Raw genomic sequence first — 25321 nt, 5'->3', positions numbered from 1 at the left:
TACCAGCACGGCCGGTTCCCCTCCCCTCCCGGGGAGGGGCGCGCTAGATTCCCGGACGTGGCACAGTTCCGACTCCAGGGGTCCAGGGTCCTCGCCGTCGATCTCGCCGGGGACACCGTCAAGGCACGCAACGGCTCGATGGTCGCCTACACCGGGCAGATGGGCTTCAAGAAGCTCTCCGGCGGCGGCGACGGCCTGCGCGGCATGGTCACCCGCCGGCTCACCGGCGAGCGCATGGAGGTCATGGAGGTGAAGGGGCAGGGCACCTGCTACTTCGCCGACCGGGCCACCGAGATCAACCTGGTCCGGCTGAACGGCGAGACGCTGTTCGTCGAATCCGACAACCTGCTCTGCACCGAGGCGACGCTGCGCACCGGCACCTCCTTCACCGGGCTGAACGGCATGGCCAGCGGCAACGGCCTGTTCACCACCAAGGTCGAGGGCCAGGGCTGGGCCGCGGTCACCTCGGACGGCCCGGCGGTGATCCTCCGGGTCGGCCAGGGCCTGCCGCTGCGGGTCGACCCGGGCGCGTACATCGCGCACACCGGCAACCTCCAGCGCTCGCTCAAGTCCGGGGCGGGCTGGTCCACCCTGATCGGCGAGGGCGGCGGCGAGGCGATGCAGGTCGAGTTCACCGGCGAGGGCCTGGTCTACGTCCAGCCCTCCGAGCGCATCACGCTGGGAGGCGAGGTCTGATGGCCTTCACCCGGATCAACGGCAAGATGATCTCCGCCCAGGTGGTGCCCGGGCAGCGGATCCTGTCCCAGCGCGGCGCGATGCTCGGCTACACCGGCGAGGTCTCCTTCCAGCCCAACCTGATGGGCGGCCAGGGCGGCGTGATGTCGATGATCGGCCGCCGGGTCGCCAACGAGGACACCCCGCTGATGACCGTCGAGGGCCACGGCACCGTGATGTTCGGCCACGGCGGCCACCACGTGCACGTGGTCGACCTGGTCGGCGACACCCTGTACGTGGAGGCCGACCGGCTGCTCGCCTTCGAGGGCAGCCTCCAGCAGTCCACCATGTTCATGGGCCAGCAGGGCGGCCTGATGGGCGTGGTCCGCGGCCAGGTGACCGGCCAGGGCCTGTTCACCACCAAGCTCACCGGCAAGGGCGCGGTCGCGGTGATGGCCCACGGCGGGGTGATCGAACTCCCGATCCTCCCCGGCCGGCCCGTCCACGTCGACCCGCAGGCCTACGTCGCGCACCGCGGCGAGGTCAGCAACAAGCTCTCCAGCGCCCTCGGCTGGCGCGACATGGTCGGACGCGGCTCCGGCGAGGCGTTCCAGCTCGAACTGTCCGGGCAGGGCACGGTGTACGTGCAGGCCAGCGAGGTGAAGCTCTGATGTCCTACCCCCCGCAGCAGCCCTACGGCCAGCAGCCGTACGGACAGCAGCCCCCGCCCTACGGCCAGCAGCCGTACGGGCAGCAGCCCCCGCCGTACCCGCCGCAGGGGCCGCCGCCCGGGTACTCCCAGCAGCAGTACGACCAGTCCCACCAGGCCACCCAGGCCGGCCAGCCTGGCCCCCCGCCGCCCTACCAGGCCGGTCCGGCCGGGCAGTTCGGCGCGCCGGTGTTCCAGCCGCCCGGCGGCGAGGGCCCGCAGGTCTGGGACCCGGGCACGCTGCCCTCGAACGACAACGTCAACCCCTACTGCTTCTCGGTCGACCTGAACGGCGCGTACTACCTGCAGAAGGGCAAGATGATCGCCTACTACGGCGAGATGCGCTTCTCCGGGATCGGCCGCGGCGCGCTCGACCGCGTCCTGGAGCAGAACTTCAACTCCCCGCTGCACGCCGCCGACTGGGTGGTCGCCGAGGGGCGCGGCAAGCTGCTGCTCGCCGACCGGTCGTACGACCTCAACTCGTACGACCTGGAGGACGGCAACCTGACCGTGCGCTCGGGCAACCTGCTCGCCTTCGAGCCCACGCTGCGGCTCAAGCAGTCGATCATCCCCGGGTTCCTGACCCTGATCGGCACCGGCAAGTTCGTCGCCGCGTCCAACGGGCCGGTGCACTTCGTCGAGCCCCCGGTCCGGGTCGACCCGCAGGCCCTGGTCGGCTGGGCGGACTGCCCCGCGCCCTGCCACCACTACGACCACGGTTACCTGCACGGCGTCCTCGGCGGCCTGCGGCACCTGACCGGGATCGGCGGCGCGAGCGGCGAGGAGCACCAGTTCGAGTTCATCGGGGCCGGGCAGGTGCTGATGCAGTCCTCCGAGACGCTGATGGCCGAGCGCTCGGTCGGCGTGGTCGGCGCGGAGCCGGGCATCCCGGGCAGCGGCGTCCCGCACCAGGCCGGCGGCCACCAGCAGGCCCCGAACATCCCGGGGCTGGGCAACCTCGGGGACCTGGGGCGGCGGTTCGGCCTGTAGGACCGGAGGGCGGTACCGGGGGCGCGGGCCTCTCCGCGCCCCCGGTCCCGCGGCCGGCGGCCTACAGCGGCGTGAACTCCACGGGGAGCGAGACGAGCGCGCGGTGGATCGGGCCCGGGCGCCAGAGGACGTCCGCGGTGGGGACGGCGAGCCGCAGGTCGGTGAGGCGGCTGATCAGGTACTCGACGGCGGTGACGGCCATCAGGACGGCGGGCTGGCGGGCCGGGCAGCGGTGCGGGCCGGCGCCCCAGGCGAGGTGGGCGTAGGAGCCGCCGAGGGACTCGCTCTCGGCGGGGGTGAGCACGGCCTGGGCGTTGGCGGAGGCGTAGGAGACCAGGACGGGCTGCTCGGGGGTGAGCGCGGTGCCGTGGAAGACGATCTCGCGCCGGGGGTAGTGCGGGGAGAAGTTGGACAGCGGGGGGTCGTTCCAGAGCACCTCGTTGACCGCGTCGTGCGCGGTCATCGCGCCGCTGTGCAGGGAGCCGGCGTAGCGGTCGTCGGAGAGCATCCGCAGCAGCGCGTTGGCGATCAGGTTGGCGGTGGGTTCGTGGCCGGCCATCAGGGTGAGCGTGATGTGCCGGACGACCTCGTCGTCGGCGAGCCGCGCGGGGTGGCCGAGGAAGGCGGAGATCAGGTCGTGCCGGGGGGCGGTGCGGCGGTCGGCGACCTGTTCGGTGATGACGGCGACCAGGTCGGCGTACGCGGCGGCGGCGCCGGTGGAGGTCTCGAAGGAGCGGTTCATCGCGGTGCTGATCCGGTCGATGTCCGGGTCGGGGACGCCGTACCAGGAGGTGAGGATGAGCAGCGGGAGCCGGTAGGCGTACTGGGCGAGCAGGTCGGCCCTGCCGGCGCCGGCGAACTCGGCGATGAGCTGTTCGGCGACGGCGGTGGTGTCGCGCTGCAGCAGGTGGGGTTCGAGGATGCCGACGCTGTCGGTGATGACCTGGCGGTAGCGGGCGTGCGCGGGGCCGTCGGAGAACAGCGCGGTGGGGCGCCAGCCGAACAGCGGGAGCAGCGGGGAGTCGGCGGGCTGGGTGGCCTGCCAGCGGCGCGGGTCGCGGGTCCAGGTGTCGGTGTCGCGCAGGACTTCCAGGGCGACGTGGTAGTCGGTGACCAGCCAGGCGTCGACGCCGGGGGCGAGTTCGACCGGGGCGAGCGGCCCGCGGTCGCGCAGCCGGGCGTAGTGGGCGTGCGGGTCGGCGGCGAACTGCGCCCCGTAGAGGGCGGTGCGGGCGGTGCGGGGGGTCATGGGGCGGTCTCCTGGGGGAGGCGGTCCAGGACGTGCTCGGTGAGGGAGATCAGCGCGTCGACGCAGCCCTCGCGGGCGCGGGCGTCGCACTCGACCAGCGGGGTGGCGGGGTCGAGGTCGAGGGCGGCGCGGACGGCGTCGAGGGCGATCGGCGGGGTGTCGGGGAAGCGGTTGACCGCGACGGCGTAGGGCAGGCCGGCCTCCTCGACCAGGTCCATGGCGTCGAAGGCGTCGGCGAGGCGGCGGGTGTCGACCAGGACGAGGGCGCCGAGCGCGCCGCGGGCGAGGTCCTCCCAGAGCGGGAGGAAGCGGCGCTGGCCGGGGGTGCCGAACAGGTAGAGGACGAACTCGCCGGCCGACAGGGTGAGCCGGCCGAAGTCGACGGCGACGGTGGTGGCGGTCTTGCCGGGGGTGCGGCTGGTGTCGTCGACCGGGATGCCGGCCGCGGTCATGGTCTCCTCGGTGTGCAGGGTCGGGATCTCCGACAGGGTGCGCACGAAGGTGGTCTTGCCGACCCCGAACGGCCCGGTGACCATGAGCTTCATCAGGATCGGGTCGGTGGGGGGCAGGTAGGCCGGGGCCCCGGGGGGTCCGTCACCGGGGGCGGTGGCGGTGCTACTTGAGGGCGCGAAGTCCACTGAGGAGCCTTTCGGCGAGGTCCCGGTTGACCGGCTGGGCGGAGGGGATCGGCGCGCGGACCGCCAGGGCGCCGCGTTCGGCCAGGTCGGCCGCGATGAAGACGGTCGCACTGACGGGGAGCCGGAGGTGGGCGGCGGCCTCGGCGAGGGTCAGTGCGCCGGGGCGGACCAGTTCCCATAACTGGCGGTGCTCGCCGCCGAGTCCGGCCGGGAGGTCGGCGGCGGCGTGCAGCACGCTGAGCCGGTCCAGGCGGTGGGCGCCGCCGGCGGCGTCGCGGCCGTGGGTGGCGAGGTAGGCCGGGACGAGCCGGCGGCGGGGGCGCCGCGGGTCCGGGCGCTGCGGGTCCGGGCGCTGCGGGTCCGGGCCCTGGGGGCGGGGCTCGCTCATGTGTGGCTCGCCTCCCGGGCGGGGCTGGCCAGCGCCCGGGCGAGCGCGGCGACCTGGACCTGCATCTGGTAGGCGATGGTGCCGAGGTCGGCGCCGGGGAGGGCGAAGACGGCCAGCGAGGAGTTCTCGCCGGCCGGGGTGACCACGGCGTAGCCGTGCTCGGACTCGACCACGGTCTGGTTGAGCCGGACGTTCTCGGCGCCGGTGAAGGCGGTGGTGAAGGCCCGGGCGGCGGCGTGCAGCGAGGCGGTCATCGCGGCGACCCGGTCGGCGCCGTCCCGGCCGAGGTCGGCGGAGTGGCCGGTGACCAGGCCGTCGCCGGTGGCGATGACGGCGTTCTGCACGCCGGGCAGGTCGAGCAGCGGGATGAGGACCCAGGAGAGGTCCTCGGTGTGGCGGCGGAGCGGGGTGGTCACGGGGTTTCGACTCCTTCGGGTGCGGCGGGTCCTTCGGGGCGGGCGGTGCGGTCGGCGGCGCGGTCTGCGGCGCTGCGGCCGGCGGCGGTGCCGGACTGGAGCGCCGACCAGGCGCTGCGGGCCCGGTCGGGCGTGGTGCCCGCCGGGGCGGGGAGGGGGGACGGGGCGTCCTGCTGCGGGACGCGGGGGGCGCGGCGCTTGCGGGTCGGCAGCGCGTCGCCCGCGTCGAACACCGGGGCGCTCTGGGTGATCGGCCGGGGGGCCAGGGCGGAGAGCGGGGCGGTCGGGTCGGTCAGGGTGAGCAGGTCGGCGGGCAGCCGCAGGATGGCCCGGACCCCGCCGTACGGGGAGGGCTCGACCCGGCAGCCGAAGCCGAACTGGCGGCAGAGCAGGCCGATCACCGCGAAGCCGGCCTGCGGCGGGTCGCCGAGTTCGGTGAGCAGCACCTCGGCCTGGCCGTCGAGCAGTTCGCCGGCCCGTTCGAGCTGGTCGGGCTCCATGCCGACGCCCATGTCGTCGACCACCACCAGGGCGCCGGAGCTGCCCTGTTCGACGGAGACCACGACCCGGGTCTCGGGGTGCGAGTAGGCGGTGGCGTTGCCGAGGATCTCGGCGAGCGCGATGGCGACGGGTTCGGCGGCCCGGGCGGCCACCGCGAGCCGGGGCTCGCGCAGGTGGTTGGTGATCTCGATCCGGGCGTAGCCGGCCACCCGGGACTGCGCGCCGACGCAGAGTTCGGCGAGCGGGGAGTCCTCGCGGGTCATGCCGGGCCAGGCGCCGGAGAGCACGGCGAGGGACTGCACCCGGCGCAGGGTGAGTTCGTTGCGGAAGTCGAGGGCGAGCAGCCGGGGGTCGTCGACGGAGAGCTGGATCTCCTCCAGCAGCGAGCGGACCTGGATCAGCAGCGCCTGGATCTTGGAGGCGGCGCCGCGCAGCGCGGCCCGGGCGGCGGCGTCGGTGCGTTCGCGTTCGGCGAGGGCGGCCCGGACGGCGGCGTTCAGGACGGCGTCCAGGGCGCGGTGCAGCTCCTCCTGGCCGGCGCCGGTGTCGAGCGGGCCGGGGACGGGCGTGCGGGGGTGGGTGAGCGCGGTGGCGGCGGCGGGCAGCCGTTCGTGCGCGAGGTGGGCGAACTCGCGGACGGCGGTGGCCAGTCGGGCCTCGGCGAGGGTCTGCCGGGCCTCGGCGGCGTGGGCCCGGCCCTCGGCCGTGCGGGTGCGCCCCTCGCCGGCGCGGACGCGTTCCTCGGCGGTCCGGGCCCGGACTTCGGCGCCCTGGGCGCGGTTCTCGGCCTCGGTGGCGCGCCGGGCGGCGGCCCGGGCGGTGCGCCGGGCCGACCAGAGCAGGGGTCCTGCGGTCAGGGCGGCACCGGCCAGCAGGGCGAGCACGATCTCGACCATGGGGTCCTCGGGGGGAGTCGTCGCTGGGGCGGGGGACGCTGGTTCAGGCGGTGCGGGCGCGCTGCCGGGCCAGGCCGGCCATCCGGCCGACGACCTCCAGCATGGCGGGCTCGGGGGAGCCGTCGAGGTGCCGGTACTCGGTGCCGATGGTGACCAGCAGCCGCTCGGGGAGGCCGAGTTCGGGGTAGCGGGCCTCGTCGATGACGGCCTGCGCGGCCTCGGCGGCCGGGAGGCCGGCGGCGTGCAGGGCGTGCGCCCGGTCGCGGACGTAGCGCAGGTAGCCGGCGTGGGCGCGCAGGTCGGCGCGGGTGAGCAGCGGGCCGTGGCCGGGGACGACCGTCTCGGCGCCGGTGTCGAGCAGCCGCTCGACGGCGTCGATGACGTTGCCGAGCGGGCCGGCCCAGTGCACGGGGTGGTCGCCGGGCCGGTCGGCGGTGGAGCCGAAGACGATGTCGCCGGTGAAGACGGTGGAGCGGGTGGGCAGGTGGACGATCAGGTCGCCGCTGGTGTGGGCCGGCGGGAGGCTGCTGACCTGCACCGGGATGTCGCCGACGCGCAGTTCGAGCTCGCCGGTGAAGACGGTGTCGGGAACGACCGGCGGGGTGTCGGCCCAGTCGAAGCAGCCGAAGTGCTCGTGCAGGTAGGAGCCGGTGTCGTCGCCCGGGTCGAGGTTCTGCAGCAGGGCGTGCTGCTGCTCGGGGGTCGGCTCGTAGGCGATGTGGTGCAGCGCCTCGCGGGTGGTGATGACCTCGGCCCCGGGGAGGACGCCGGCGCCCCACAGGTGGTCGCCGTTGGCGTGGGTGACCACGATCCGCCCGACCTCGGTGCCGGGGGCGAGGACGGCGCGGGTGCGCTCCAGGAACTCGCCGGCCAGCGCGCGGTCGTACGGGGTGTCGATCCACAGCGCGGAGCCGCCGGCGGTGACCAGGCCGCAGTTGGCCAGGCCCCAACCACGTTGCCGCGGCTGCCATGCGTATATACCGTCGGCTATCGAATGGAAGTGCGCGCTCGGCGTCGTCATGGGCGCGATTATGCCCAACTCTGTGTCACCGTTTGACTCCGGTCCCGGAATTGACCGTGTCCGGTTCAACTCGGCCAGGCGGGGCAGCGGTTGTCCGTGGACGGAGCGGTCGGCCCGGCGGCCGGGCCGGGACCGGGGCTCGGGATGTGAATTCGTACAACATTGAACAACTTCGGCTATACTCGGTCGCATGGACGACTCCGTGACCGAAGCGCCCGCGGTCCCCCCCTCCCGGGGCGGGGAGGCGGACACCCCGTGGCTCGACGCGCGCGAGCAGCGGCTGTGGCGCGCCCACCTGGAGGTCGGCAAGCTCCTCGACCACCAGCTGAGCCGGGAGCTGCAGACCCACAACCTCGCCATCAACGACTACGAGATCCTGGTGGTGCTCTCCGAGTCCCCGGACCGCCGGATGCGGATGACCGACCTGGCCACCGCCACCCTGCAGTCCAAGAGCCGGCTCTCGCACCAGATCACCCGGATGGAGGCGGCCGGGCTGGTGCTGCGCCAGGAGTGCCCGGGCGACCGCCGCGGCCTGTACGCGCACCTGACCGGGCACGGCTGGGAGACGCTGCGCAAGGTCGCCCCGGACCACGTCCGCAGCGTCCGCGCGCACTTCATCGACCGGCTCACCGACGAGCAGCTGGACGCGCTGTACGCGGCCCTGGCCCCGATCGCCGAGCACCTGCGCGGGCTCCGCGGCCGGGGCTAGGGCCGCTCCCCCGCCGTTAGCGGGTCAGTTCGGCCACCAGCCGGTCGGCCGCCGCGTACGGGTCGAGTGCGCCCGCGGCGACCTGCCCGGCCAGGACGTCGAGGTGCCGGTCGCCGCGCAGGTCGCCGATCCGGGCGCGCAGGGCGGCGAGGGTGATGGCCTCGATCTCCTGGGCGGCCCGGCGGCGGCGGCGGGCGTCCAGTTCGCCGGTCTCGGTCAGCCAGCCGCGGTGCTTCTCCAGGGCTTCGACGAGTTCGTCCAGTCCCTCGCCGCGGGCCGCGACGGTCTTCACGATCGGCGGGCGCCAGTCGCCGGCCTGCCGGGACTCCCCCAGGCCGAGCATGTGGTTGAGCTCCCGGGCGGTGGCGTCCGCGCCGTCCCGGTCGGCCTTGTTGACCACGAACACGTCGCCGATCTCCAGGATGCCCGCCTTCGCGGCCTGGATGCCGTCGCCCATGCCGGGGGCCAGCAGCACGACCGAGGTGTCGGCCTGCGCGGCGATCTCCACCTCGGACTGGCCGACGCCGACGGTCTCCACCAGGATCACGTCGCAGCCCGCCCCGTCCAGCACCCGCAGCGCCTGCGGGGCGGCCCAGGCCAGGCCGCCGAGGTGGCCGCGGGTGGCCATCGAGCGGATGAACACCTCCGGGTCGGTGGCGTGCTCCTGCATCCGCACCCGGTCGCCGAGCAGCGCCCCGCCGGAGAACGGCGAGGACGGGTCGACGGCCAGCACCCCGACCCGTCTGCCGAGCTTGCGGTAGGCGCTCACCAGCGCCGAGGTGGAGGTGGACTTGCCCACCCCGGGCGAGCCGGTCAGGCCCACCGTGTAGGCCCGTCCGCTGTGGGGGGCGAGGGCCGCCATCACCTCGCGCAGTTCGGGCGCGGCGTTCTCCACCAGGGTGATCAGCCGGGCCACCGCCCGGGGACGGCCCTGCCGGGCCTGCTCGACCAGCGTCGCCACATCGGCCATCGGGTTGTGCTCCTCGCAGCAGAAAGACGGACGCCCCGCCAGGGCCGGGTGACGCGGCCTGGGCGGGGGTCCCGAGTGGTCCTGGGGTCCTGGGTCAGCCCTGCGCGGGGACCTTGACGATCAGCGCGTCGCCCTGGCCGCCGCCGCCGCACAGCGCGGCCGCGCCGACCCCGCCGCCGCGGCGCTGGAGCTCCAGCGCCAGGTGCAGCACCACGCGGGCGCCGGACATGCCGATCGGGTGGCCGAGCGCGATCGCGCCGCCGTTGACGTTGACGATCTCGTCGCTGACGCCCAGGTCCTTCGTCGACTGGTGGGCGACGGCCGCGAAGGCCTCGTTGATCTCGATCAGGTCGAGGTCGCCGACCGTCAGCCCCTCCTTGGCGAGGGCGTGCCTGATCGCGTTGGACGGCTGGGACTGGAGCGAGTTGTCCGGGCCCGCGACGTTGCCGTGCGCGCCGATCTCGGCGATCCAGCTCAGGCCCAGCTCCTCGGCCCTGGCCTTGCTCATCACCACGACCGCGGCGGCGCCGTCGGAGATCTGCGAGGAGGTGCCGGCGGTGATGGTGCCGTCCTTGCTGAAGGCCGGGCGCAGCCGGGCCAGGCCCTCGACGGTGGTGTCGGCGCGGATGCCCTCGTCCTGGCCGAACAGCACCGGGTCGCCCTTGCGCTGCGGGATCTCCACCGGCACGATCTCGGCCTCGAAGACGCCGTCGGCCTGGGCCTTGGCGGCGCGCTGGTGGGAGGCGGCGGCGATGGCGTCCTGCACGTCGCGGGCGATGCCGAGCCGGGTGTTGTGCTTCTCGGTGGACTCGCCCATCGGGATGTTCTCGTAGGCGTCGGTGAGGCCGTCGTGCGCCATCGCGTCGAGCATCTCGATCGCGCCGTACTTGAAGCCCTCGCGGGACTTGGGCAGCAGGTGCGGGGCGTTGGTCATGGACTCCTGGCCGCCGGCCACCACCACGTCGAACTCGCCGGCCCGGATCAGCTGGTCGGCCAGCGCGATCGCGTCCAGCCCGGAGAGGCAGACCTTGTTGATCGTCAGGGCGGGGACGTTCATCGGGATGCCGGCCTTGACCGCCGCCTGCCGGGCCGGGATCTGGCCCGCACCGGCCTGGAGCACCTGACCCATGATCACGTACTGCACCTGCTCGCCGGTGATCCCGGCCCGCTCCAGCGCCGCCTTGATCGCGAAGCCGCCCAACTCGGCGCCGGAGAAGCCCTTGAGCGAGCCGAGCAGCCGACCCATCGGGGTACGGGCACCTGCGACGATCACAGAAGTAGTCATGGACGAGCCCCTTCGCGCGTCGGACCAGAGGGTACGGGGATGCCGTCAATGTACTGATCGGTCACCTCTGCGTCACCGCCGCGGTGATGTGATCAGCGCTACTGGCACCCTCCAGTGAACACCGTGCCGGAACCGCGCAGGAACGTGTGAGCAGGCTCGCAGCGCGGCCCGCTGGCGCCCGGTCGCCGGGATGCGCTGCACTGGGTGCCATCCCTCACCGTCCCGCCCCTTTCCGGAGGACACCGTGCTGACCCGCATCGACCACATCGGCATCGCCTGCTTCGACCTGGACCGGACGGTCGAGTTCTACCGCTCGACGTACGGCTTCGAGGTGTTCCACACCGAGGTCAACGAGGAGCAGGGCGTCCGCGAGGCCATGCTGAAGATCAACGACACCGGGGACGGCGGGGCCTCCTACCTCCAGCTGCTGGAGCCGACCCGGGAGGACTCGACGGTCGCCAAGTGGCTGGCCAAGAACGGCGAGGGCGTGCACCACGTCGCCTTCGGGACGGCCGACGTGGACGCGGACGCGGCGGCGGTCGCCGGCAAGGGCGTGCGGGTGCTGTACGACGAGCCGCGGCGCGGGTCGATGGGCTCGCGGATCACCTTCCTGCACCCCAAGGACTGCGGCGGCGTGCTGACCGAACTGGTCACCGCGGCGGACCCGTCCGCGCACTGACCGGTTCTGGTGCGGAGCGGGTCCGGGGGCGGGCCGGCCGGTAACGAACCGGCCGGTAACTTCCGAAAAGGACCTCGCCCCCATTCCCCCGGGGGCGGCTCCCACTACAATGCCCAGGTGCGCTGGTACCACCGGTCCGCGCACCGCAGGGGAGTCCACGACGCGGGCACGGCCGGACGGTCGCCGTTCGGATCTGTCACCATTCTCCAGAGGCACCATGTCGCTCACGAGTCCACCCGGACGGTGGAGCGATTGCAAGGACCAACCGATCCGCCCGTGGACCACGGAGCGGAACGGCCCGGTCGAGGACGCGACCAGGAGATGGATGGGACCGCGGAGTGCGGGGCTACGACCGCTACGAGGTTGAGGATCACCTCTCCAAGTTCGAGGCCGAGCTGGAGAAGGCCCGCAAGGAGCGGGACAAGACCATCGAGCACGCCGACGACCTCGCCTACCAGGTGGAGGTGCTCCGGGCCAAGCTGCACGAGGCCCGTCGGCAGCTCGCCCAGCCGCGCGCCTTCGACTCCGTCTCCGGCCAGGCCGAGCAGGTCCTGCGCAACGCCGAGATGCAGGCCGAGGCGCTGCGCGCGGACGCCGAGCGCCAGCTGCGCGAGTCCCAGGCCGCCACCCAGCGGATGATGGCCGAGGCCGCCGAGCGCACCGCCCAGCTGGAGGCCGAGTTCAACACCCGGCGCCGCCGGCTGGAGGAGGAGCTCGCCGAGTTCCGGGCCGCCGCCGAGCGCCACGTCAACGAGAACGTCAACTGGGCGGAGCAGACCCGCGCCGGCACCGAGCAGGAGGCCCAGCGCCTGCTCCAGGAGGCCCGCGCCGAGGCCGACCGGATGATGGCCGCCGTCCGCGCCGAGGCCGCCGCCCTCGCCGACCAGGCCCGCGCCCAGACCGCCGCCGACGTCGACGCCGCCCGCGGCGAGGCCCAGGCCCAGGCCGAGGCCGCCCTGCTGCGCGCCCAGACCGACGCCGAACGCCTGCTGCGCGCCGCCTCCGAGCAGGCCCAGCAGACCGGCGCCCAGGCCGAGGAGCACCGCGCCGCCGCCCTCACCGCCGCCCAGCAGGAGCTGGCCGGCGCGCACGCCGCCGCCCAGCAGAGGCTCGCCGCCGCCGAGGCCGAGATCACCGCCCTCAAGCGGCAGGCCCGCGCCGACCAGGAGCGCGCCGAGGCCGCCCTGTCCGGCGCCCAGGCCGAGATAGAGCGGCTGCGCGCCGAGGCCGTGGCCGAGACCGAACGGGCCCGCGCCGAGGCCGCCCGGATGCGCGAGGAGGCCACCGCCGCCGCCCAGCGCCTGCAGGCCGAGGCCACCAGCGAGGCCGAGCGCAAGGTCGCCGACGGCGCCGCCGCCAGCGAGCAGCGCTCCGCCACCGCCCGCGCCGAGATCGCCAAGATGGTGGCCGCCGCCACCCGCGAGGCCGACCTGATCCGCTCCGCCGCCGCCACCGTGCAGGCCGAGGCGGACGCCGCCAAGGCCGCGGCCCGCGAGGAGAGCGAGCGCCTGCGCGGCGCCGCCGAGTCGGTCGCCGACCAGCTGCGCACCGAGGCCGAGGCGGAGATCGCCGAACGCCGGGCCGCCGCCGAGGCCGAGGCCGCCCGGCTGCGCGAGCAGGCCGCCGCCGAGGCCGAACGGCTCCGCGCCGAGGCCGAGGACGCCGGCCGCGCCGAGGGCGCCAAGGACGCGGCACTGCGGCTGGCCCGCGCCGCCAAGCAGGCCGAGGAGGTGCTCGCCCGGGCGAGCAGCGACGCCGAGGCCACCCGCGGCGAGGCCGCCGCCGAGGCCGACCGGCTGGTCGAGCACGCCAAGTCCGAGGCCGGCACCCTGCTGGAGCAGGCCCGCGAGGCCGTCGAGCAGGCCCAGAACGCCGCCATGGAGGACGCCGCCTCGATCCGCGAGCAGCTGGAGCGGATGCAGGCCGAGGCCGCCCGGGCCCGCGAACAGGCCGAGGAGCAGCGCTCCGCCGCCGAGGCCGAGGCCGAACGGGTCCGGGCCGAGGCCCGCCGACAGGCCGCGGTGCAGATCGAGGAGTCCGCGAAGCAGGCCGAGGAGCTGCTGACCAGCGCCAAGTCCGACGCGGACGCGCTGCGCTCCGGCGCCGGCGAGGAGGTCGAGCGGCTGCGCGCCGAGGCCCGCGAGCAGGCCGCCGCCGTCCAGGGCCGGGCCGAGCAGACCCTGGCCCGGGCCCGCGCCGAGGGCGAGAAGATCACCGCCGCCGCCGAGCAGGCCCGCGCCGAGAAGCTGGCCGCGGCCGAGGCCGCCGCCGAGGAGACCCGGGCCGCCGCCGAACGGGACGGCGCCGAGCTGCGCGAGCGGGCCGCCGCCGCGGCCGACACCGTCCGCGCCGAGGCCGACGCCGCCGCCGAGGCACTGCGTGCCGACACCGCCCAGTGGGCCGAGCGCCACCGCGCCGAGGCCGAGGAGGCCGGCCGGGCCGCGCGCGCCGAGGCCGAGCAGGCGGCCCGCGCGGTCGCCGAACGGGCCGAGGCCGACGCCCTGGCACTGCGCGAGGAGGCCGCCGCCGCCCGCGAGGCCGCCCGCGCCGACCTGGAGCGCGACCAGGCGCTGACCGCCGAGAAGCTGGCCGAGGCCACCGCCATCCGGGAGGCCGCCGACGGCGAGGCCGAGCAGGTCCGCGAGGCCGCCCGCACCGAGGCCGCGGCGCTGGGCGAGAGTGCCGCCACCGACGCCGCCCGGGCCCGCGCCGACGCCGAGCAGGACGCCCAGCGGCTGCGCGCCGAGGCCGAGCAGGCCCTGGCCGCCGCCCGCACGGACGCCGCGGCACTGGGCGCCGAGGCCGCCGCCGACCGGGCCGAGGCGGCCCGGCTGCGCGAGGAGGCCGACGCGTACGACCGCGAACTGCGGGCCGTGGCGGAGCAGGAGACCACCGAACTGCGGGCGGTCGCCGAGCGGGAGACCACCGAGCTGCGCGAGAGCGCCGAGGCGTACGACCGCGAACTGCGGGCCACCGCCGAGCAGGAGACCACCGCACTGCGCGCCGCCGCCGACCGCGAGACCACCGAACAGCGCGAGGCCGCCGAGGCGTACGACCGCGAACTGCGCGCCGCCGCCGACCGGGAGACCGGGGAGCTGCGCGCCGTCGCGGAGCGCGAGAGTGCCGAGCTGCGGGCCGCCGCCGAGCGGGAGACCGCGGAGCTGCGCGAGCGGGCCGAGCACGCCGCCGAGCAGCTGCGGGCGAACGGCGAGGCGCGGGCCGCCGAGCTGGTCGCGGCGGCCGAGCAGGAGGCCGCCGAGGTCCGCCAGTCGGTGGCGGGCATGCACGAGAAGGCCACCGGGCAGATCGCCGAGCTGCGGGCCGCCGCGGAGCGCGAGAGCGCCGAGCTGCGGGCGGCCGCCGAGGAGTACGACCGCGAGCTGCGGGCCGCCGCCGAGCGCGAGAGCGCCGAACTGCGGGCCGCGGTGGCCGAGTTCGTGCAGCAGCAGCGCGCCGAGGCGGAGGCCGCCGCGCAGCGGGTGCTGGCCGAGGCGGAGGAGCTCGCGGCGTCCGCGCTGGCGGACGCCGAGGAGCGGTCGGCCGCGCTGCGGTCGGACGCCGAGGAGTACGCGCTGGCGACCCGGACGCTGGCGGAGGAGTTCGACGCGGACATCCGCCGCCGGGCCGAGTCCTTCGACCGGGAGACCCGGGAGGCCGCCGAGTCGTACGACAAGGCGACCCGCGAGCAGGCGAAGTCGGTGCTGGAGCGGGCCTTCGCGGACGCCGAGCAGCTCGGCGAGCAGGCCCAGGCGGAGGCGCTGGCGGTGGCCGCGGCGGCCGAGGAGCAGTCCGACGCGATGGTGTCGGCGGCCCGCCAGGAGGCGGAGCGGCTGCGCGCCGAGGCCGAGGCACGGGGCAAGGCCGAGGTGGAGAAGGCCCGTTCGGACGCGGACGCGCTGCTGTCGGAGGCCCGACGGGACTCCACGGCGATCCGCGAGCGGGCCGAGGAGCTGCGCGAGCGCACCGACGCCGAGATCGAGGCGCTGCACGAGCGGGCCCGCAAGGAGAACGCGCAGGCGATGAAGTCGGCCGGCGAGCGGGTGGACGCGCTGGTGACGGCGGCCCAGGAGCAGCTGACCGAGGCCGAGGAGCAGGCGCAGGCGCAGGTCGCGGAGGCCGAGGAGCGGGCGGCGGAGCTGATCGCGGCGGCCGAGGCGCGGGCGTCCGAGCTGACCTCGGAGGCGTCCGCGGAGGCGGGCCGGGTGCGGATCTCCGCGGTGCGCAAGGCGGAGACGCTGCTCAAGGAGGCCGAGAACAAGCTGGCGGACTCCACCACCCGCGCCGAGGCGCTGATCATCAAGGCGGAGGCGAAGCTCAAGGCCGCCGAGATGGAGTCGGAGGAGCAGCTGGAGGCGGCGGCCGACGAGGCCGCGTCGCGGCTCAAGCGCGCCGACGAGGAGGCCGAGAAGCGCGTCCGCCGGGCCGGTTCGGACGCCGAGGAGCAGGTGCGGCTGGCGGCCGAGGAGGCGGAGCGGATGCTCGCCGAGGCGAAGTCCGAGGCCAAGCGCGTGACCGACGAGGGTCAGCGGGAGTTGGACGAACTGGTCCGTCGGCGCAAGGACATCAACACCGAGATCTCTCGGGTCCAGGACGTGCTGTCGGCGTTGGAGGCGTTCGAGGCGCCCGCTCCGGCGGTGCACGGCAACGGGGGAAGCAAGAAGGACGGAGGGCCCAAGGCAGGTGCCGGAGTGGGCTCTCCGCGGTCCTCGGGCAATCGCTCCGGGGGCGCGCCACCCGATTGAGCGGACATTGTCCGCGAACCGACGGCGTTTCGCCGTTGACACTCCGGTACCGTGTCAGGATTCCCTCAACCATCTCAGCGGTTTGACGACAGGAAGCCCAGAAATCCCATGAGCGACAGTCACTCCCCGCACGGCTTCGACCTGGTACGCCGTGGGTACGAGCGCGCCCAGGTCGACGAGCGGATCGCCAAGCTGGTGGCCGACCGAGACAGCGCGCTCTCCCGGATCAGCGCGCTGGAGAAGCGCATCGAGGAACTCCATCTGGAGACCCAGACGGCCCAGGCCGCGGTCACCGACGCGGAGCCCTCGTACGCCGGTCTCGGTGCCCGCGTCGAGAAGATCCTCCGCCTCGCCGAGGAGGAGGCCAAGGACCTGCGCGACGAGGCGCACCGCGCCGCCGAGCAGCACCGCGAGCTGGCCGAGGCCGCCGCGCAGCAGGTCCGCACCGAGGCCGAGAACTACGCCAAGGACCGCAAGGCCAAGGCGGAGGACGAGGGCCTGCGGATCGTCGACAAGGCCAAGTCGGACGCGGCGCAGCTGCGGGCCGAGGCCAACAAGGACGCGCAGAACAAGCGCGAGGAGGCGGACGCCCTCTTCGAGGAGACCCGCACCAAGGCCGCCCAGGCCGCCCTGGAGTTCGAGACCAACCTGGCCAAGCGCCGGGAGCAGTCGGAGCGCGACCTGGCGGCCCGTCAGGCCAAGGCGGAGAAGCGGCTGGCCGAGATCGAGCACCGGGCCGAGCAGCTCCGCCTGGAGGCGGAGAAGCTGCGCACCGACGCGGAGCGCCGTTCCCGGCAGACCATCGAGACCGCGCAGCGGCAGGCCGAGGACATCGTGGCCGACGCCAACGCGAAGGCCGACCGGGTCCGCAGCGAGTCGGAGCGCGAGCTGGCGGCGCTCACCAACCGCCGCGACTCGATCAACGCCCAGCTGACCAACGTCCGCGAGATGCTGGCCACGCTGACGGGCGCCGCGGTCGCCGCGGCCTCGCTGCCGACCGACGACTCGCTGGGCGTGCCGGCGCAGCAGTCGCGCTGACGCCCCGTCGCCCGGGTCGGGACACCGCTGAAGTGCCCGGAGGGGCCCGGAGCTCGCGCTCCGGGCCCCTCCGGCGTTCCCGGCGGACCGGCGGCTACTTGACGCGCTTGAGCAGGGCCCGGACGGCGGCGTTGAAGGTCTCGGGGGCCTCCAGCGAGGAGAGGTGGCCGACCGCGGGGATGACGGTCAGTTCGGCGTCGGAGAGGGCCTCGGCCATCATCCGGGCCTCGCTGAGCGGGGTGACGGTGTCGAGTTCGCCGACGATGACCGCGGCGGGCACCTCCAGGGCGGCCAGTTCGTCCAGCGAGTCGGGGCGGGCGGCCATCGCGCGCTGCGCCCAGGCGACCGCGGCCGGGCTGGCCTCGGCGATCATCCGGCGTACCGCGTCGGTGAGTTCGGGGTCGGTGCCGGGGGCGAGCAGGTTCTCCGCCGTCCGCTCCTCGATCAGCAGGTCGACGCTGCCGCGTTCGAGGACGGCGGCGGCGATCCGCTCCCGGTTGGCGCGGGCGGCGTCGGTGTCGGTGGTGGCCTTGGTGTCGGCGAGGACGAGTCCGGCCAGCCGCTCGGGGTGGCGGCGGGCGAAGGCCATCGCCACGTAGCCGCCCATCGACAGGCCGCCCAGGACGGCCTGTTCGACGCCGAGCGCGTCCAGCAGGTCGGCGAGGTCGTCGGCGGCGGTGTCCAGCGACGGCGGCCCCTCGCCGAGCGGGGCGGTGCCGAAGCCGCGCTGGTCCGGTGCGACGACCCGGGCGTCGTCCCCGGCCGGACCGGGTACGCGCTCCAGTTGGACCTCCCACATCCGCGCGGAGAGCGGGAAGGCGTGCAGCAGGACGAGCGGGGTACCGGTGCCGTTCTCGCGGACGGCCGGCGCGCTGGGCGAGGTCATGGTTCCACCGTAGGGCCCGGGGGGCACGCGCCGGACGCAGGTTGTCCGGTTGATCCGCTTTTTGCCATAACCTGGCCGCAGACCAAGGAGAGCCACATGATCGAGTTGCATCACCTGACGAAGCGTTATGGTGACAAGTTGGCCGTGGACGATCTGAGCTTCCGCATCCCGGAGGGCGTGGTGACCGGCTTCCTCGGCCCGAACGGCGCCGGGAAGTCCACCACCATGCGCATGATCCTCGACCTCGACCACCCGACCGGCGGCGAGGTCACCATCGACGGCAAGCGCTACGCCGAGATCCAGGACCCGCTGCGGCAGATCGGCGCCCTGCTGGAGGCGAAGGCCGTGCACCCCGGCCGCACCGCCTACGACCACCTGCTCTGGCTGGCCCAGTCCAACCGGGTGCCGCGCGCCCGGGTCGACGAGGTGCTCGACCTGGTCGGCCTGAGCGCGGTGGCGAAGAAGCGCGCCCGCGGCTTCTCGCTCGGCATGGGCCAGCGGCTGGGCATCGCCTCCGCCCTGCTGGCCGACCCGCAGACCCTGATGTTCGACGAGCCGGTGAACGGCCTCGACCCCGAGGGCATCCTGTGGATCCGCAACCTGATGAAGCGGCTGGCCTCCGAGGGCCGCACGGTGTTCGTCTCCTCGCACCTGATGAGCGAGATGGCGCTGACCGCCGACCACCTGGTGGTGATCGGCCGCGGCCGGCTGCTCGCCGACTTGCCGATGGCCGAGTTCATCAAGCGCAACTCCCGCTCCGCGGTCCGCCTGCGCACCCCGCAGCCGGAGCGGCTGCTGGACGTCCTGCACGGCGCCGGCCTGACCGCCGAGCCCGGCCCGGACGGCTCCTGGGAGGTCGTCGACGGCGACCCGGCGGCGCTCGGCGAGCTGGCCGCCGCGCACGGCGTCACCCTGCACGAGCTGAGCCCGCAGCAGGCCTCGCTGGAGGAGGCGTTCATGCAGATGACCGCCGAGTCGGTGGAGTACCGCACCGGCGGGCACCCCGGCGCTCCCGCCGCACCCGGCACCCCCGGTGCCCCCGCCGAACCCGGTGCCCCCGCCGAACCCACCGCCCCCGCCCCGGCCTGGGGCGCGGGCTGGAACGACCGCCCGTCCGGGAAGGAGAACTGAGATGGCCGCGTTCCCCGCCGTCGCGCAGTCCGAGTGGACCAAGATCCGCAGCGTCCGCTCCACCGTCTGGACGCTCGCCGCGGCCTTCCTGGTCACCCTGGTCGTCGGCGCCCTGCTGTCGCTGGTGACCAAGAACAACTTCGCCGACGTCACCAAGGACTCCACCACCCCGTTCGACGCCACCGGGACGGCCTTCGCCGGGATCATGCTCGGCGAGCTGGCGATCGTGGTGTTCGGCGTGCTCGCGGTCGGCAACGAGTACAGCAGCGGCATGATCCGGGTCTCGCTGGCCGCCGTCCCGCAGCGCGGCACCCTGCTGGCCGCCAAGGCGGCGGTGGTCGGCGCGCTGGCCCTGGCGGTCTCGCTGGTGACGGCGTTCGTCACCTTCTTCGCCGGCCAGGCGATGCTGGGCGAGCACCGCACCACGCTGGGCGAGCCGGGCGTGCTGCGGGCGGTGTTCAGCGCCGCGCTCTACCTGACCCTGCTCTGCCTGTTCTCGGCCGGCGTGACGGTGCTGCTGCGCAACCAGACCCTGGCGCTGGGCATCCTGGTGCCGTTCTTCTTCCTGCTCTCCCCGATCCTCTCGGTGGTGCCGAAGGTGAAGAACGTCGCCCACTACTTCCCGGACTGGGCCGGCTCCCGGTCGCTCCAGGTCTACCAGCCCGCCAGCCAGCCGTACGGCCCGTGGACCGGCCTGCTGATCTGCGCGCTGTGGACGGCCGCCGCGCTGCTCTGCGGCTACCTGGTGCTGAAGCGGCGCGACGCCTGACCCGCCGTCAGTACTTCGGAGCGCCGCGGCCCCGCAGGAGGTTGGAGCCGCGGCGCTCCCGCGCTCCCCAGCAGGCCCGGTGCCAGTGCCGCCGGTCGTCCACGCCGCCGTGGTCGGGCCAGGCCACCACGTGGCCGACGCCGGGCGGGATCTCCTGGTCGCAGCCGGGGCAGCGGTAGTACCGGCCGGCGGTGCCGGCCACGGTCTGCACCACCCAGTCCTCGCCCCGGTACGCCTCCACCCGGCGCAGCGAACCGCCCGTCGGTGCGGCGCTGCCGCGGTCGTCGGGCTTCTCGATCCGGTTGCGGCGGGGTGACACGTGACGACCTCTCCATCGGCGCGCTGTGCCTCCAGGGTAAGGGCCGCCGGGGGGCCGTTCCCAGCCGGTGACCGGAGGGTCGCGCCCCGCGTTGTACCCGGTGGCGCCCCGGGGGTTCCCGGGCGTCCCGCCGGTCCCGTCCGCCCCAATAGCACGGAGCGGCGGGCGGGCGCCGGGGTTTCCGGGGTAATCCACCCTTTCCCCGAGCAAATCGGGGGTTCGGCGTGCCATTGGCACATGACATGGGTTACTCACGTGGTGACACGGCGGGGCCCGCAGACCCTGCGCGGCACCGATGGAGGCACCCGATGACGAAGACCACCGCCCGGCCCGAGGCCCGTTCCGCCGTCCCGCGGGCGGCCGGCGGCGTGCTGCCGGCCGAGCGGCCCGCCCCCGAGCAGGCGCCGGGCGCCGGCACGGACGCGCTCCGGGTCGGCGCCTTCCTGCTGTCCGCGCAGTTCCCGGGCCAGGGCCACGGCGAGGCGCTGGAGCGGACCGTCTCGGCCGCGCTGGCCGCCGAGCGGGCCGGCCTGGACGCGGTCTGGCTGGCCGAGCACCACTTCGTGCCGTACGGGGTCTGCCCGGACGCGGCGACGCTGGCCGCGCTGCTGCTGGGCCGCACCCGGCGGATCGGGGTGGGGACGGCGGTGAGCGTGCTGAGCACCCGTCACCCGGTGGCGCTGGGCGAGCAGGCGGCGCTGCTGCACCTGACCTCGGGCGGCCGGTTCACCCTGGGGGTGGGGCGCGGCGGTCCGTGGATCGACCTGGCGGTGTTCGGCGGCGGCCTGGAGGCGTACGAGCGGGGCTTCCCGGAGCGGCTGGACCTGCTGCTGCGCTGGCTGCGCGGGGCCCGGGTGGGCGCGGCGGGGCCGCAGTTCGCGTTCCCGGAGGTGGCGGTGGTGCCGCGGGCCGCCGAGCCGGCCCGGCGGGCGGACCTGGCGGGCTGGCTGGGCCTGGAGGGCGCGGTGATCCCGCGCCAACGCCAGGACGAGGCGGGGTCGGGGCGGTCGGGCCCGCCGATGGTGGTGGCCTGCACCTCGCCGGGCGGGGTCCGGACGGCCGCCGAACGGGGCCTGCCGATGCTGCTGGGGATGCACTCGGGCGACGAGGACAAGCGGGAGATGGTGGCCGCGTACCGGGCGGCCTGGCGGGCGGCGGGGCGCGGCGAGGAGCAGCTGGCCCGGGTGGAGCGGGAGCACGTGGCGGCGGGCGTGGCGCAGGTCGACGACCGGGCGGGAGCGGCCCGGGCCAGCCTGCTGCGGGCGATGCCGGACTTCTTCGCGCACGGCCTGGGCGCGCACCGCACGGTGGACGGCCGGGAGCGCTCGATGCGCGACCCGCGGGCGTACACCGAGCTGCTCTGCGACCTGCACGCGGTCGGTACCCCCCGGCAGTGCGCGGACCGGCTGCTGGCCACCGCGGAGCGCACCGGCATCCGGCGCTTCGCGCTGCTCGCGGAGGGCTCGGGCGACACCGCGGCGACGCTGCACAACCTGGCCCGGCTGGGCGCGGAGGTGCTGCCGCAGCTGTCCTGAGCGCCCGCGCGGGGGCAGCGGGCAGCGGGGGCGCGCGGGGGCCGGGGGCGGGGGCGAGGGGATGCCGCCGGCCGCAGTCGAGCACCGCACGCAGGCGCGCGCGGAGGCCGGTGCGGGCGCGCTGACGGCCCGTCGCGCGGTCGCGGGCCGCCCCGGGTGTCCTGACCGGGGGGCCCGCGTGCGGCGGCGACACAGGGGCGCTGACGGGCCGTCAGCGCACGTGCGGCGCCGGGCGCTGACGTCGGGTCAGCAGTCGCGCAGCTCCGGCGACTGGTTGAGCAGCTGGGCCCGGACCGAGGTGAAGCGGGCCAGCCGCGTCTCGGTGTCGGGGCCGGGGGCGAAGACCGCGACGCGGTGACAGTTCTGGAACGCCAACCGGACGCCGAAGTGCCGCTGCAGGGCGCCCCGGATCGCGTCGCTGGCCAGTGCGCGGAGCAGCTGCCCGCGCTCCTGCTCGCTCGGCGGGGGGACTTCGTTGTCGGCGAAGTCGGTCCCGTCGACCTTGAGTTGGGCGACCAGTGAGCTGATCATGTCCCAGGCGTAGGGCAGCGAGGTGCGGACACAGTCGACGAACTCCCGCTCGTCGACCTCGCCTCGTTCGGCCTTCTCCAGCAGGGCCGGTGAGACGTCGAGCGACATGGGTTCTCCTCTCGCGGTCCGCTCCGACGTGGTCGCCGGGGCGGTGGTGCCGGTGTGCTGAGGGTGGTGCGGTAGGGGTGGCACCGGGGGTGCGGTGCCGGGGAACGGTGGGACGGACGTGCGGTGGACCGCGCGCGCCGTTCGAGCGTCGACGGTGCGACAGCCCGGCGGACGCCGCGCGTCGGGGTTCGGTCCTGGGGGGTCAGACCAGCCTGGCAGTCCCCCCCTCACCCGGGTTGGTGAATCGGCGGATTGCCGCCCGGAACGCCCCTCCCGGGACGAGATTGGCCGGAATCAGCCGTGTCCCAACCCAGCGCGCCGAGCTGCGGCCCCTCACCGCACGTACGCGTGCGGTCACCATGTTTCGCCGCTCCCGCCCGGCCGACACCCGCCGTGCGCGCACTCGCTTCAAACGGCTCCCGGGCCCGGCCCGCCCGGACCGGCTGTCTCGGGATTGCGCCGCCTCGGCCCCACCGGCCCGGCCACCGGTGGCCCGCCCTCCGGAATCGAACACGGACCGGGGCACTCCCGGCGGGCCTTAGGCTTGTCCCCATGCGTCTTGTCATCGCCAAATGCACCGTGGACTACGCGGGCCGCCTCGCTGCACATCTGCCCTCCGCCGTGCGCCTGGTGATCGTGAAGGCCGACGGGAGCGTCAGCATCCACGCCGACGACCGGGCCTACAAGCCGCTGAACTGGATGTCGCCGCCGTGCTCCCTCAAGGAGGGCGACGGCGTGTGGACGGTCACCAACAAGGCCGGCGAGAAGCTGATCATCACGCTGGAGGACGTCCACCACGACTCCTCGCACGAACTCGGCGTCGACCCCGGCCTGATCAAGGACGGCGTGGAGGCCCACCTACAGGAGCTGCTCGCCGACCGGATGGAGGTGCTCGGCTCCGGCTGGCAGCTGATCCGCCGCGAGTACCCGACCCCGATCGGCCCGGTCGACCTCCTCTGCCGCGACTCCGACGGCGCCACCGTCGCCATCGAGATCAAGCGCCGCGGCGAGATCGACGGCGTCGAGCAGCTCACCCGCTACCTCGAACTCCTCAACCGCGACCCGCTGCTGGCCCCGGTCAAGGGTGTCTTCGCCGCCCAGGAGATCAAGCCGCAGGCCCGGGTGCTGGCCACCGACCGGGGCATCGGCTGCGTCGTCCTCGACTACGACGAGCTGCGCGGCATCGACGACGACAAGCTCAAGCTCTTCTAGCCCTCCCCCGGGCCCGGCCTGCCCAGCCCGCGGCGGTGTCCGTCCCGGCTGCCACAATCCCCGCATGCCCGTTCGCAGCACCGCCGGGGTCGCCCCGTACGAGACGCACCTGACGCTGGCCCCGGCCGAGGCCGGGGCGCTGGCGGGCTGGGCGGCCGCGCACGGGCTGGAGTTCACCCACATCCTGCTGGCCCGCGGGCGGCACCCCTCGCAGCCGATGCTGTCCTGGCGGGCCGCGGGCACGCTGGCCGCGCAGCACCGGCGGGCCGCCGCCGAGGCGGCCCGGCTGCGCGGGGCCGGGTTCACCCCGGTCCGGGTGAAGATCGAGGCCGCGCCCTGGGCGCCGGGCGTCCCGCGCACCGACGCCGAGGCCGAACGCGCCGACCCCGCGCACTACTTCGAACACCACGTGAAGGTCCGGCTCTCCCCCGGCACGCCCCGCGAGGCCCTCGCCCGGGCCGCCGCCGGCCACGGCGCCCACGTGTCCTGGAACGCCCGCCGCACCGAACCCGACGGCCACCGGCAGTACTTCGTCACCCAGCGCTGCCACCGGGTCGGCCAGGCCACCGCCGGCTCCCGCCTGGAACGCCTGACCGCCGCCCTGACCGCGGCCGGCTTCCCGCCGCTGAAGGCCGAACGCGAGTACGTGGTCCACGACTCGGCGCTCGCTCTGGACGACGGCTGGCTGGACGACGGCGCGGCGGGCCCGTCGTGACCGACGGACGCGGCGCCCCCGACGCCGCCGAGCTAGCCCGGAGCGCCCACGCCGAGCTGCCGCTGACGTTCCGTCCGATCGCGGACCCGCGGGCCCGGCAGGCCGCGGTCTTCGACCCGTCGCTCAAGCAGCACGCCGACGCGTACCGGCCCACCGACCCGCGCTTCGCCGACCCCGCGCCGGCCACCGCCTGGCGGGCCGCCCGCCGCACCGCGATGGACGCCGTGCTGGCCGCCGTCGCCGCCTCCCGCTGGGCCGACCACCTGGTGCTGCGCGGCTCCGTGGTGCTGCGCGCCTGGTTCGGCCCCGCCGCCCGCGAACCGGGCGACCTGGACTTCGTGGTCGTCCCCGCCGACTGGGGGCTCGACGACCCGCGCACCGCCGCCCTGTTCGCCGACCTGACCGCCGCCGTCCCCGCCGCCGGCCCGGTCCGCTTCCTGCCGGACGAGGCCGTCGACGAGGACATCTGGACGTACGACCGCGTCCCCGGCCGCCGCCTGCTGCTGCCCTGGGCGGCCGACGGCCTGCCGGGCGGCGGCGTGCAGGTGGACTTCGTCTTCACCGAGCGGCTGCCGCTGGAACCCGACCCGCTGGAGGTCGCGCCGGGGGCGGTGCTGCGCGTCGCCGGACGCGAACTCTCCCTCTCCTGGAAGCTGCTGTGGCTGGCCGCCGACGCCTACCCGCAGGGCAAGGACCTCTACGACGCGGTGCTGCTCGCCGAGTCGACCGCCCTGCGGTACGGGGTGCTGCGCGAGGTGTTCACCGGCGGCGAGATCCACCTGGCGGAGCACCCGCCCGGCCCGGACGACCTCCCCGGCGGCGCCCCCGACACCGGCGGCGCGGACTGGGCGCACTTCCGCACCGAGTACCCGGACCTGCCCGCCGCGGACGACCTGTGCCGCCGGCTGGCCGCCGCGCTGGCCCCGACCTTCGCCGAAGTCCCGGACGCCGAACGCGCCGCCTGGTGGGCCGAGGGCTGGGCGGCCCCGCTGCGGGAGGCGCACGCCGCCGGGGGCCTGGACGCCGCCGAGGCCTGGCTGTGCGCACGCGGCGCCCCGCTGGGCCTGGCCCGCCGCCTGCTGCGCCGCGCCCTCGGCCCGGACGCCCCCGACCCGCTGGACGCCCTGCTGGCCCGCCCGGCCTGGGCCGCGTACGCGCGCCGCCTCGCCCGCGGGAACGTGACCCTGGAGCAGCTGCTGCTCTGACGGG

Annotated in this window: 24 protein-coding genes; 13 read left to right on the top strand and 11 right to left on the bottom strand. The window is 75.2% G+C overall.

What is annotated here, in order from left to right; all coding sequences use genetic code 11:
• The first annotated feature begins 57 nt into the window (after positions 1–57).
• The 3 genes from QMQ26_RS23250 to QMQ26_RS23240 all read left to right on the top strand — a co-directional run bounded on the left by QMQ26_RS23250 (position 58) and on the right by QMQ26_RS23240 (position 2374).
• Positions 58–696 (top strand): AIM24 family protein, encoded by a 639-nt coding sequence (locus tag QMQ26_RS23250; protein ID WP_100836316.1) that lies wholly within the window; start codon positions 58–60, stop codon positions 694–696.
• The gene (locus tag QMQ26_RS23245) at positions 696–1346 is read left to right on the top strand and encodes an AIM24 family protein (protein ID WP_282202570.1); all 651 of its coding nucleotides are present in this window, start codon (positions 696–698) and stop codon (positions 1344–1346) included. Before QMQ26_RS23250 ends, QMQ26_RS23245 begins: the two co-directional genes overlap by 1 nt.
• Positions 1347–1573: 227 nt before the next feature.
• Positions 1574–2374 carry an AIM24 family protein gene (locus tag QMQ26_RS23240; protein WP_100838490.1) on the top strand — a complete coding sequence of 267 codons (801 nt, stop codon included), beginning with the start codon at positions 1574–1576 and terminating at the stop codon, positions 2372–2374.
• Positions 2375–2435: 61 nt separating this feature from the next.
• Here the strand turns inward: QMQ26_RS23240 and QMQ26_RS23235 are convergent, their stop codons facing one another.
• From QMQ26_RS23235 to QMQ26_RS23210, 6 genes are read right to left on the bottom strand one after another with little or no spacing between them, the layout of a single operon-like run.
• Positions 2436–3623, bottom strand: coding sequence for a cytochrome P450 family protein (locus tag QMQ26_RS23235; protein ID WP_282202569.1), 1188 nt, complete (start codon positions 3621–3623; stop codon positions 2436–2438).
• On the bottom strand, positions 3620–4261 hold the full coding sequence (locus tag QMQ26_RS23230; protein ID WP_404813942.1) for a GTP-binding protein: 642 nt from the start codon (positions 4259–4261) through the stop codon (positions 3620–3622). The genes QMQ26_RS23235 and QMQ26_RS23230 overlap by 4 nt, the downstream gene beginning before the upstream one ends.
• A complete protein-coding gene (locus tag QMQ26_RS23225) occupies positions 4239–4649 on the bottom strand; it encodes a DUF742 domain-containing protein (RefSeq protein WP_282202568.1) in 411 nt (136 codons plus the stop codon). The genes QMQ26_RS23230 and QMQ26_RS23225 overlap by 23 nt, the downstream gene beginning before the upstream one ends.
• A complete protein-coding gene (locus QMQ26_RS23220) occupies positions 4646–5065 on the bottom strand; it encodes a roadblock/LC7 domain-containing protein (RefSeq protein WP_100836320.1) in 420 nt (139 codons plus the stop codon). Before QMQ26_RS23220 ends, QMQ26_RS23225 begins: the two co-directional genes overlap by 4 nt.
• A complete protein-coding gene (locus QMQ26_RS23215; RefSeq protein WP_282202567.1) occupies positions 5062–6462 on the bottom strand; it encodes an ATP-binding protein in 1401 nt (466 codons plus the stop codon). The genes QMQ26_RS23220 and QMQ26_RS23215 overlap by 4 nt, the downstream gene beginning before the upstream one ends.
• A gap of 43 nt (positions 6463–6505) precedes the next feature.
• Complete coding sequence (locus tag QMQ26_RS23210; RefSeq protein WP_100836321.1) at positions 6506–7483, bottom strand: MBL fold metallo-hydrolase; 978 nt, start codon at positions 7481–7483, stop codon at positions 6506–6508.
• Positions 7484–7673: 190 nt separating this feature from the next.
• Here QMQ26_RS23210 and QMQ26_RS23205 point away from each other — a divergent pair, with 190 nt between their 5' ends.
• Positions 7674–8192, top strand: coding sequence for a MarR family winged helix-turn-helix transcriptional regulator (locus tag QMQ26_RS23205; RefSeq protein WP_199846981.1), 519 nt, complete (start codon positions 7674–7676; stop codon positions 8190–8192).
• 16 nt (positions 8193–8208) lie between these two features.
• Here the strand turns inward: QMQ26_RS23205 and meaB are convergent, their stop codons facing one another.
• Entirely contained in the window at positions 8209–9162 is a 954-nt protein-coding gene (gene meaB / locus QMQ26_RS23200) for a methylmalonyl Co-A mutase-associated GTPase MeaB (protein WP_100836322.1), read from the bottom strand.
• A 94-nt stretch (positions 9163–9256) separates the two neighbouring features.
• Complete coding sequence (locus QMQ26_RS23195) at positions 9257–10447, bottom strand: acetyl-CoA C-acetyltransferase (protein WP_100836323.1); 1191 nt, start codon at positions 10445–10447, stop codon at positions 9257–9259.
• Between the two features lie 244 nt (positions 10448–10691).
• Here QMQ26_RS23195 and mce point away from each other — a divergent pair, with 244 nt between their 5' ends.
• The 3 genes from mce (at position 10692) to QMQ26_RS23180 (ending at position 16906) form a co-directional block, all read left to right on the top strand.
• The gene (mce, locus tag QMQ26_RS23190) at positions 10692–11126 is read left to right on the top strand and encodes a methylmalonyl-CoA epimerase (RefSeq protein WP_100836324.1); all 435 of its coding nucleotides are present in this window, start codon (positions 10692–10694) and stop codon (positions 11124–11126) included.
• A 338-nt stretch (positions 11127–11464) separates the two neighbouring features.
• On the top strand, positions 11465–15868 hold the full coding sequence (locus QMQ26_RS23185) for a hypothetical protein (RefSeq protein WP_282202566.1): 4404 nt from the start codon (positions 11465–11467) through the stop codon (positions 15866–15868).
• A gap of 108 nt (positions 15869–15976) precedes the next feature.
• Complete coding sequence (locus QMQ26_RS23180; RefSeq protein WP_100836326.1) at positions 15977–16906, top strand: coiled-coil domain-containing protein; 930 nt, start codon at positions 15977–15979, stop codon at positions 16904–16906.
• Positions 16907–17000: 94 nt separating this feature from the next.
• On the opposite strand, the gene QMQ26_RS23175 is transcribed toward QMQ26_RS23180, so the two are convergent.
• On the bottom strand, positions 17001–17792 hold the full coding sequence (locus QMQ26_RS23175) for an alpha/beta fold hydrolase (protein ID WP_100836327.1): 792 nt from the start codon (positions 17790–17792) through the stop codon (positions 17001–17003).
• 96 nt (positions 17793–17888) lie between these two features.
• Here QMQ26_RS23175 and QMQ26_RS23170 point away from each other — a divergent pair, with 96 nt between their 5' ends.
• Both QMQ26_RS23170 and QMQ26_RS23165 read left to right on the top strand, forming a co-directional pair.
• Positions 17889–18923, top strand: a complete 1035-nt coding sequence (locus tag QMQ26_RS23170) for an ABC transporter ATP-binding protein (protein ID WP_282202565.1) — start codon at positions 17889–17891, stop codon at positions 18921–18923.
• 1 nt (position 18924) lies between these two features.
• Entirely contained in the window at positions 18925–19692 is a 768-nt protein-coding gene (locus QMQ26_RS23165; protein WP_100836329.1) for an ABC transporter permease subunit, read from the top strand.
• A 7-nt stretch (positions 19693–19699) separates the two neighbouring features.
• On the opposite strand, the gene QMQ26_RS23160 is transcribed toward QMQ26_RS23165, so the two are convergent.
• The gene (locus QMQ26_RS23160; RefSeq protein ID WP_282202564.1) at positions 19700–20011 is read right to left on the bottom strand and encodes an ATP/GTP-binding protein; all 312 of its coding nucleotides are present in this window, start codon (positions 20009–20011) and stop codon (positions 19700–19702) included.
• Positions 20012–20319: 308 nt separating this feature from the next.
• Here QMQ26_RS23160 and QMQ26_RS23155 point away from each other — a divergent pair, with 308 nt between their 5' ends.
• On the top strand, positions 20320–21546 hold the full coding sequence (locus QMQ26_RS23155; protein WP_282202563.1) for an LLM class flavin-dependent oxidoreductase: 1227 nt from the start codon (positions 20320–20322) through the stop codon (positions 21544–21546).
• 246 nt (positions 21547–21792) lie between these two features.
• Here the strand turns inward: QMQ26_RS23155 and QMQ26_RS23150 are convergent, their stop codons facing one another.
• The gene (locus tag QMQ26_RS23150; protein WP_100836331.1) at positions 21793–22185 is read right to left on the bottom strand and encodes an SCO5389 family protein; all 393 of its coding nucleotides are present in this window, start codon (positions 22183–22185) and stop codon (positions 21793–21795) included.
• A gap of 552 nt (positions 22186–22737) precedes the next feature.
• Between QMQ26_RS23150 and nucS the strand changes: the two genes are divergently transcribed.
• The 3 genes from nucS (at position 22738) to QMQ26_RS23135 (ending at position 25317) form a co-directional block, all read left to right on the top strand.
• On the top strand, positions 22738–23397 hold the full coding sequence (gene nucS, locus QMQ26_RS23145; protein ID WP_100836332.1) for an endonuclease NucS: 660 nt from the start codon (positions 22738–22740) through the stop codon (positions 23395–23397).
• Between the two features lie 64 nt (positions 23398–23461).
• Positions 23462–24112: a hypothetical protein gene (locus tag QMQ26_RS23140; protein ID WP_282202562.1), complete on the top strand. Its 651-nt coding sequence runs from the start codon at positions 23462–23464 to the stop codon at positions 24110–24112.
• Positions 24109–25317, top strand: coding sequence for a nucleotidyl transferase AbiEii/AbiGii toxin family protein (locus QMQ26_RS23135; RefSeq protein WP_282202561.1), 1209 nt, complete (start codon positions 24109–24111; stop codon positions 25315–25317). Before QMQ26_RS23140 ends, QMQ26_RS23135 begins: the two co-directional genes overlap by 4 nt.
• Positions 25318–25321: the final 4 nt, after the last annotated feature.

The sequence above is a fragment of the Kitasatospora fiedleri genome, from assembly GCF_948472415.1.
GTDB classification, from domain to species: Bacteria; Actinomycetota; Actinomycetes; order Streptomycetales; family Streptomycetaceae; genus Kitasatospora; species Kitasatospora fiedleri.
The sequence above is the reverse complement of the archived record's forward strand: the minus strand, read 5'-3'. Positions and strand labels throughout refer to the sequence as shown.

Excerpts from the sequence above, each read along its gene's own strand:
- QMQ26_RS23245 (WP_282202570.1), top strand. The coding sequence starts at position 696 with ATGGCCTTCACCCGGATCAACGGCAAGATGATCTCCGCCCAGGTGGTG.
- QMQ26_RS23235 (WP_282202569.1), bottom strand. The coding sequence starts at position 3,623 with ATGACCCCCCGCACCGCCCGCACCGCCCTCTACGGGGCGCAGTTCGCC.
- QMQ26_RS23225 (WP_282202568.1), bottom strand. The coding sequence starts at position 4,649 with ATGAGCGAGCCCCGCCCCCAGGGCCCGGACCCGCAGCGCCCGGACCCG.
- QMQ26_RS23215 (WP_282202567.1), bottom strand. The coding sequence starts at position 6,462 with ATGGTCGAGATCGTGCTCGCCCTGCTGGCCGGTGCCGCCCTGACCGCA.
- QMQ26_RS23210 (WP_100836321.1), bottom strand. The coding sequence starts at position 7,483 with ATGACGACGCCGAGCGCGCACTTCCATTCGATAGCCGACGGTATATAC.
- QMQ26_RS23205 (WP_199846981.1), top strand. The coding sequence starts at position 7,674 with ATGGACGACTCCGTGACCGAAGCGCCCGCGGTCCCCCCCTCCCGGGGC.
- meaB (WP_100836322.1), bottom strand. The coding sequence starts at position 9,162 with ATGGCCGATGTGGCGACGCTGGTCGAGCAGGCCCGGCAGGGCCGTCCC.
- QMQ26_RS23195 (WP_100836323.1), bottom strand. The coding sequence starts at position 10,447 with ATGACTACTTCTGTGATCGTCGCAGGTGCCCGTACCCCGATGGGTCGG.
- QMQ26_RS23180 (WP_100836326.1), top strand. The coding sequence starts at position 15,977 with ATGAGCGACAGTCACTCCCCGCACGGCTTCGACCTGGTACGCCGTGGG.
- QMQ26_RS23175 (WP_100836327.1), bottom strand. The coding sequence starts at position 17,792 with ATGACCTCGCCCAGCGCGCCGGCCGTCCGCGAGAACGGCACCGGTACC.
- QMQ26_RS23170 (WP_282202565.1), top strand. The coding sequence starts at position 17,889 with ATGATCGAGTTGCATCACCTGACGAAGCGTTATGGTGACAAGTTGGCC.
- QMQ26_RS23165 (WP_100836329.1), top strand. The coding sequence starts at position 18,925 with ATGGCCGCGTTCCCCGCCGTCGCGCAGTCCGAGTGGACCAAGATCCGC.
- QMQ26_RS23155 (WP_282202563.1), top strand. The coding sequence starts at position 20,320 with ATGACGAAGACCACCGCCCGGCCCGAGGCCCGTTCCGCCGTCCCGCGG.
- QMQ26_RS23150 (WP_100836331.1), bottom strand. The coding sequence starts at position 22,185 with ATGTCGCTCGACGTCTCACCGGCCCTGCTGGAGAAGGCCGAACGAGGC.
- nucS (WP_100836332.1), top strand. The coding sequence starts at position 22,738 with ATGCGTCTTGTCATCGCCAAATGCACCGTGGACTACGCGGGCCGCCTC.
- QMQ26_RS23140 (WP_282202562.1), top strand. The coding sequence starts at position 23,462 with ATGCCCGTTCGCAGCACCGCCGGGGTCGCCCCGTACGAGACGCACCTG.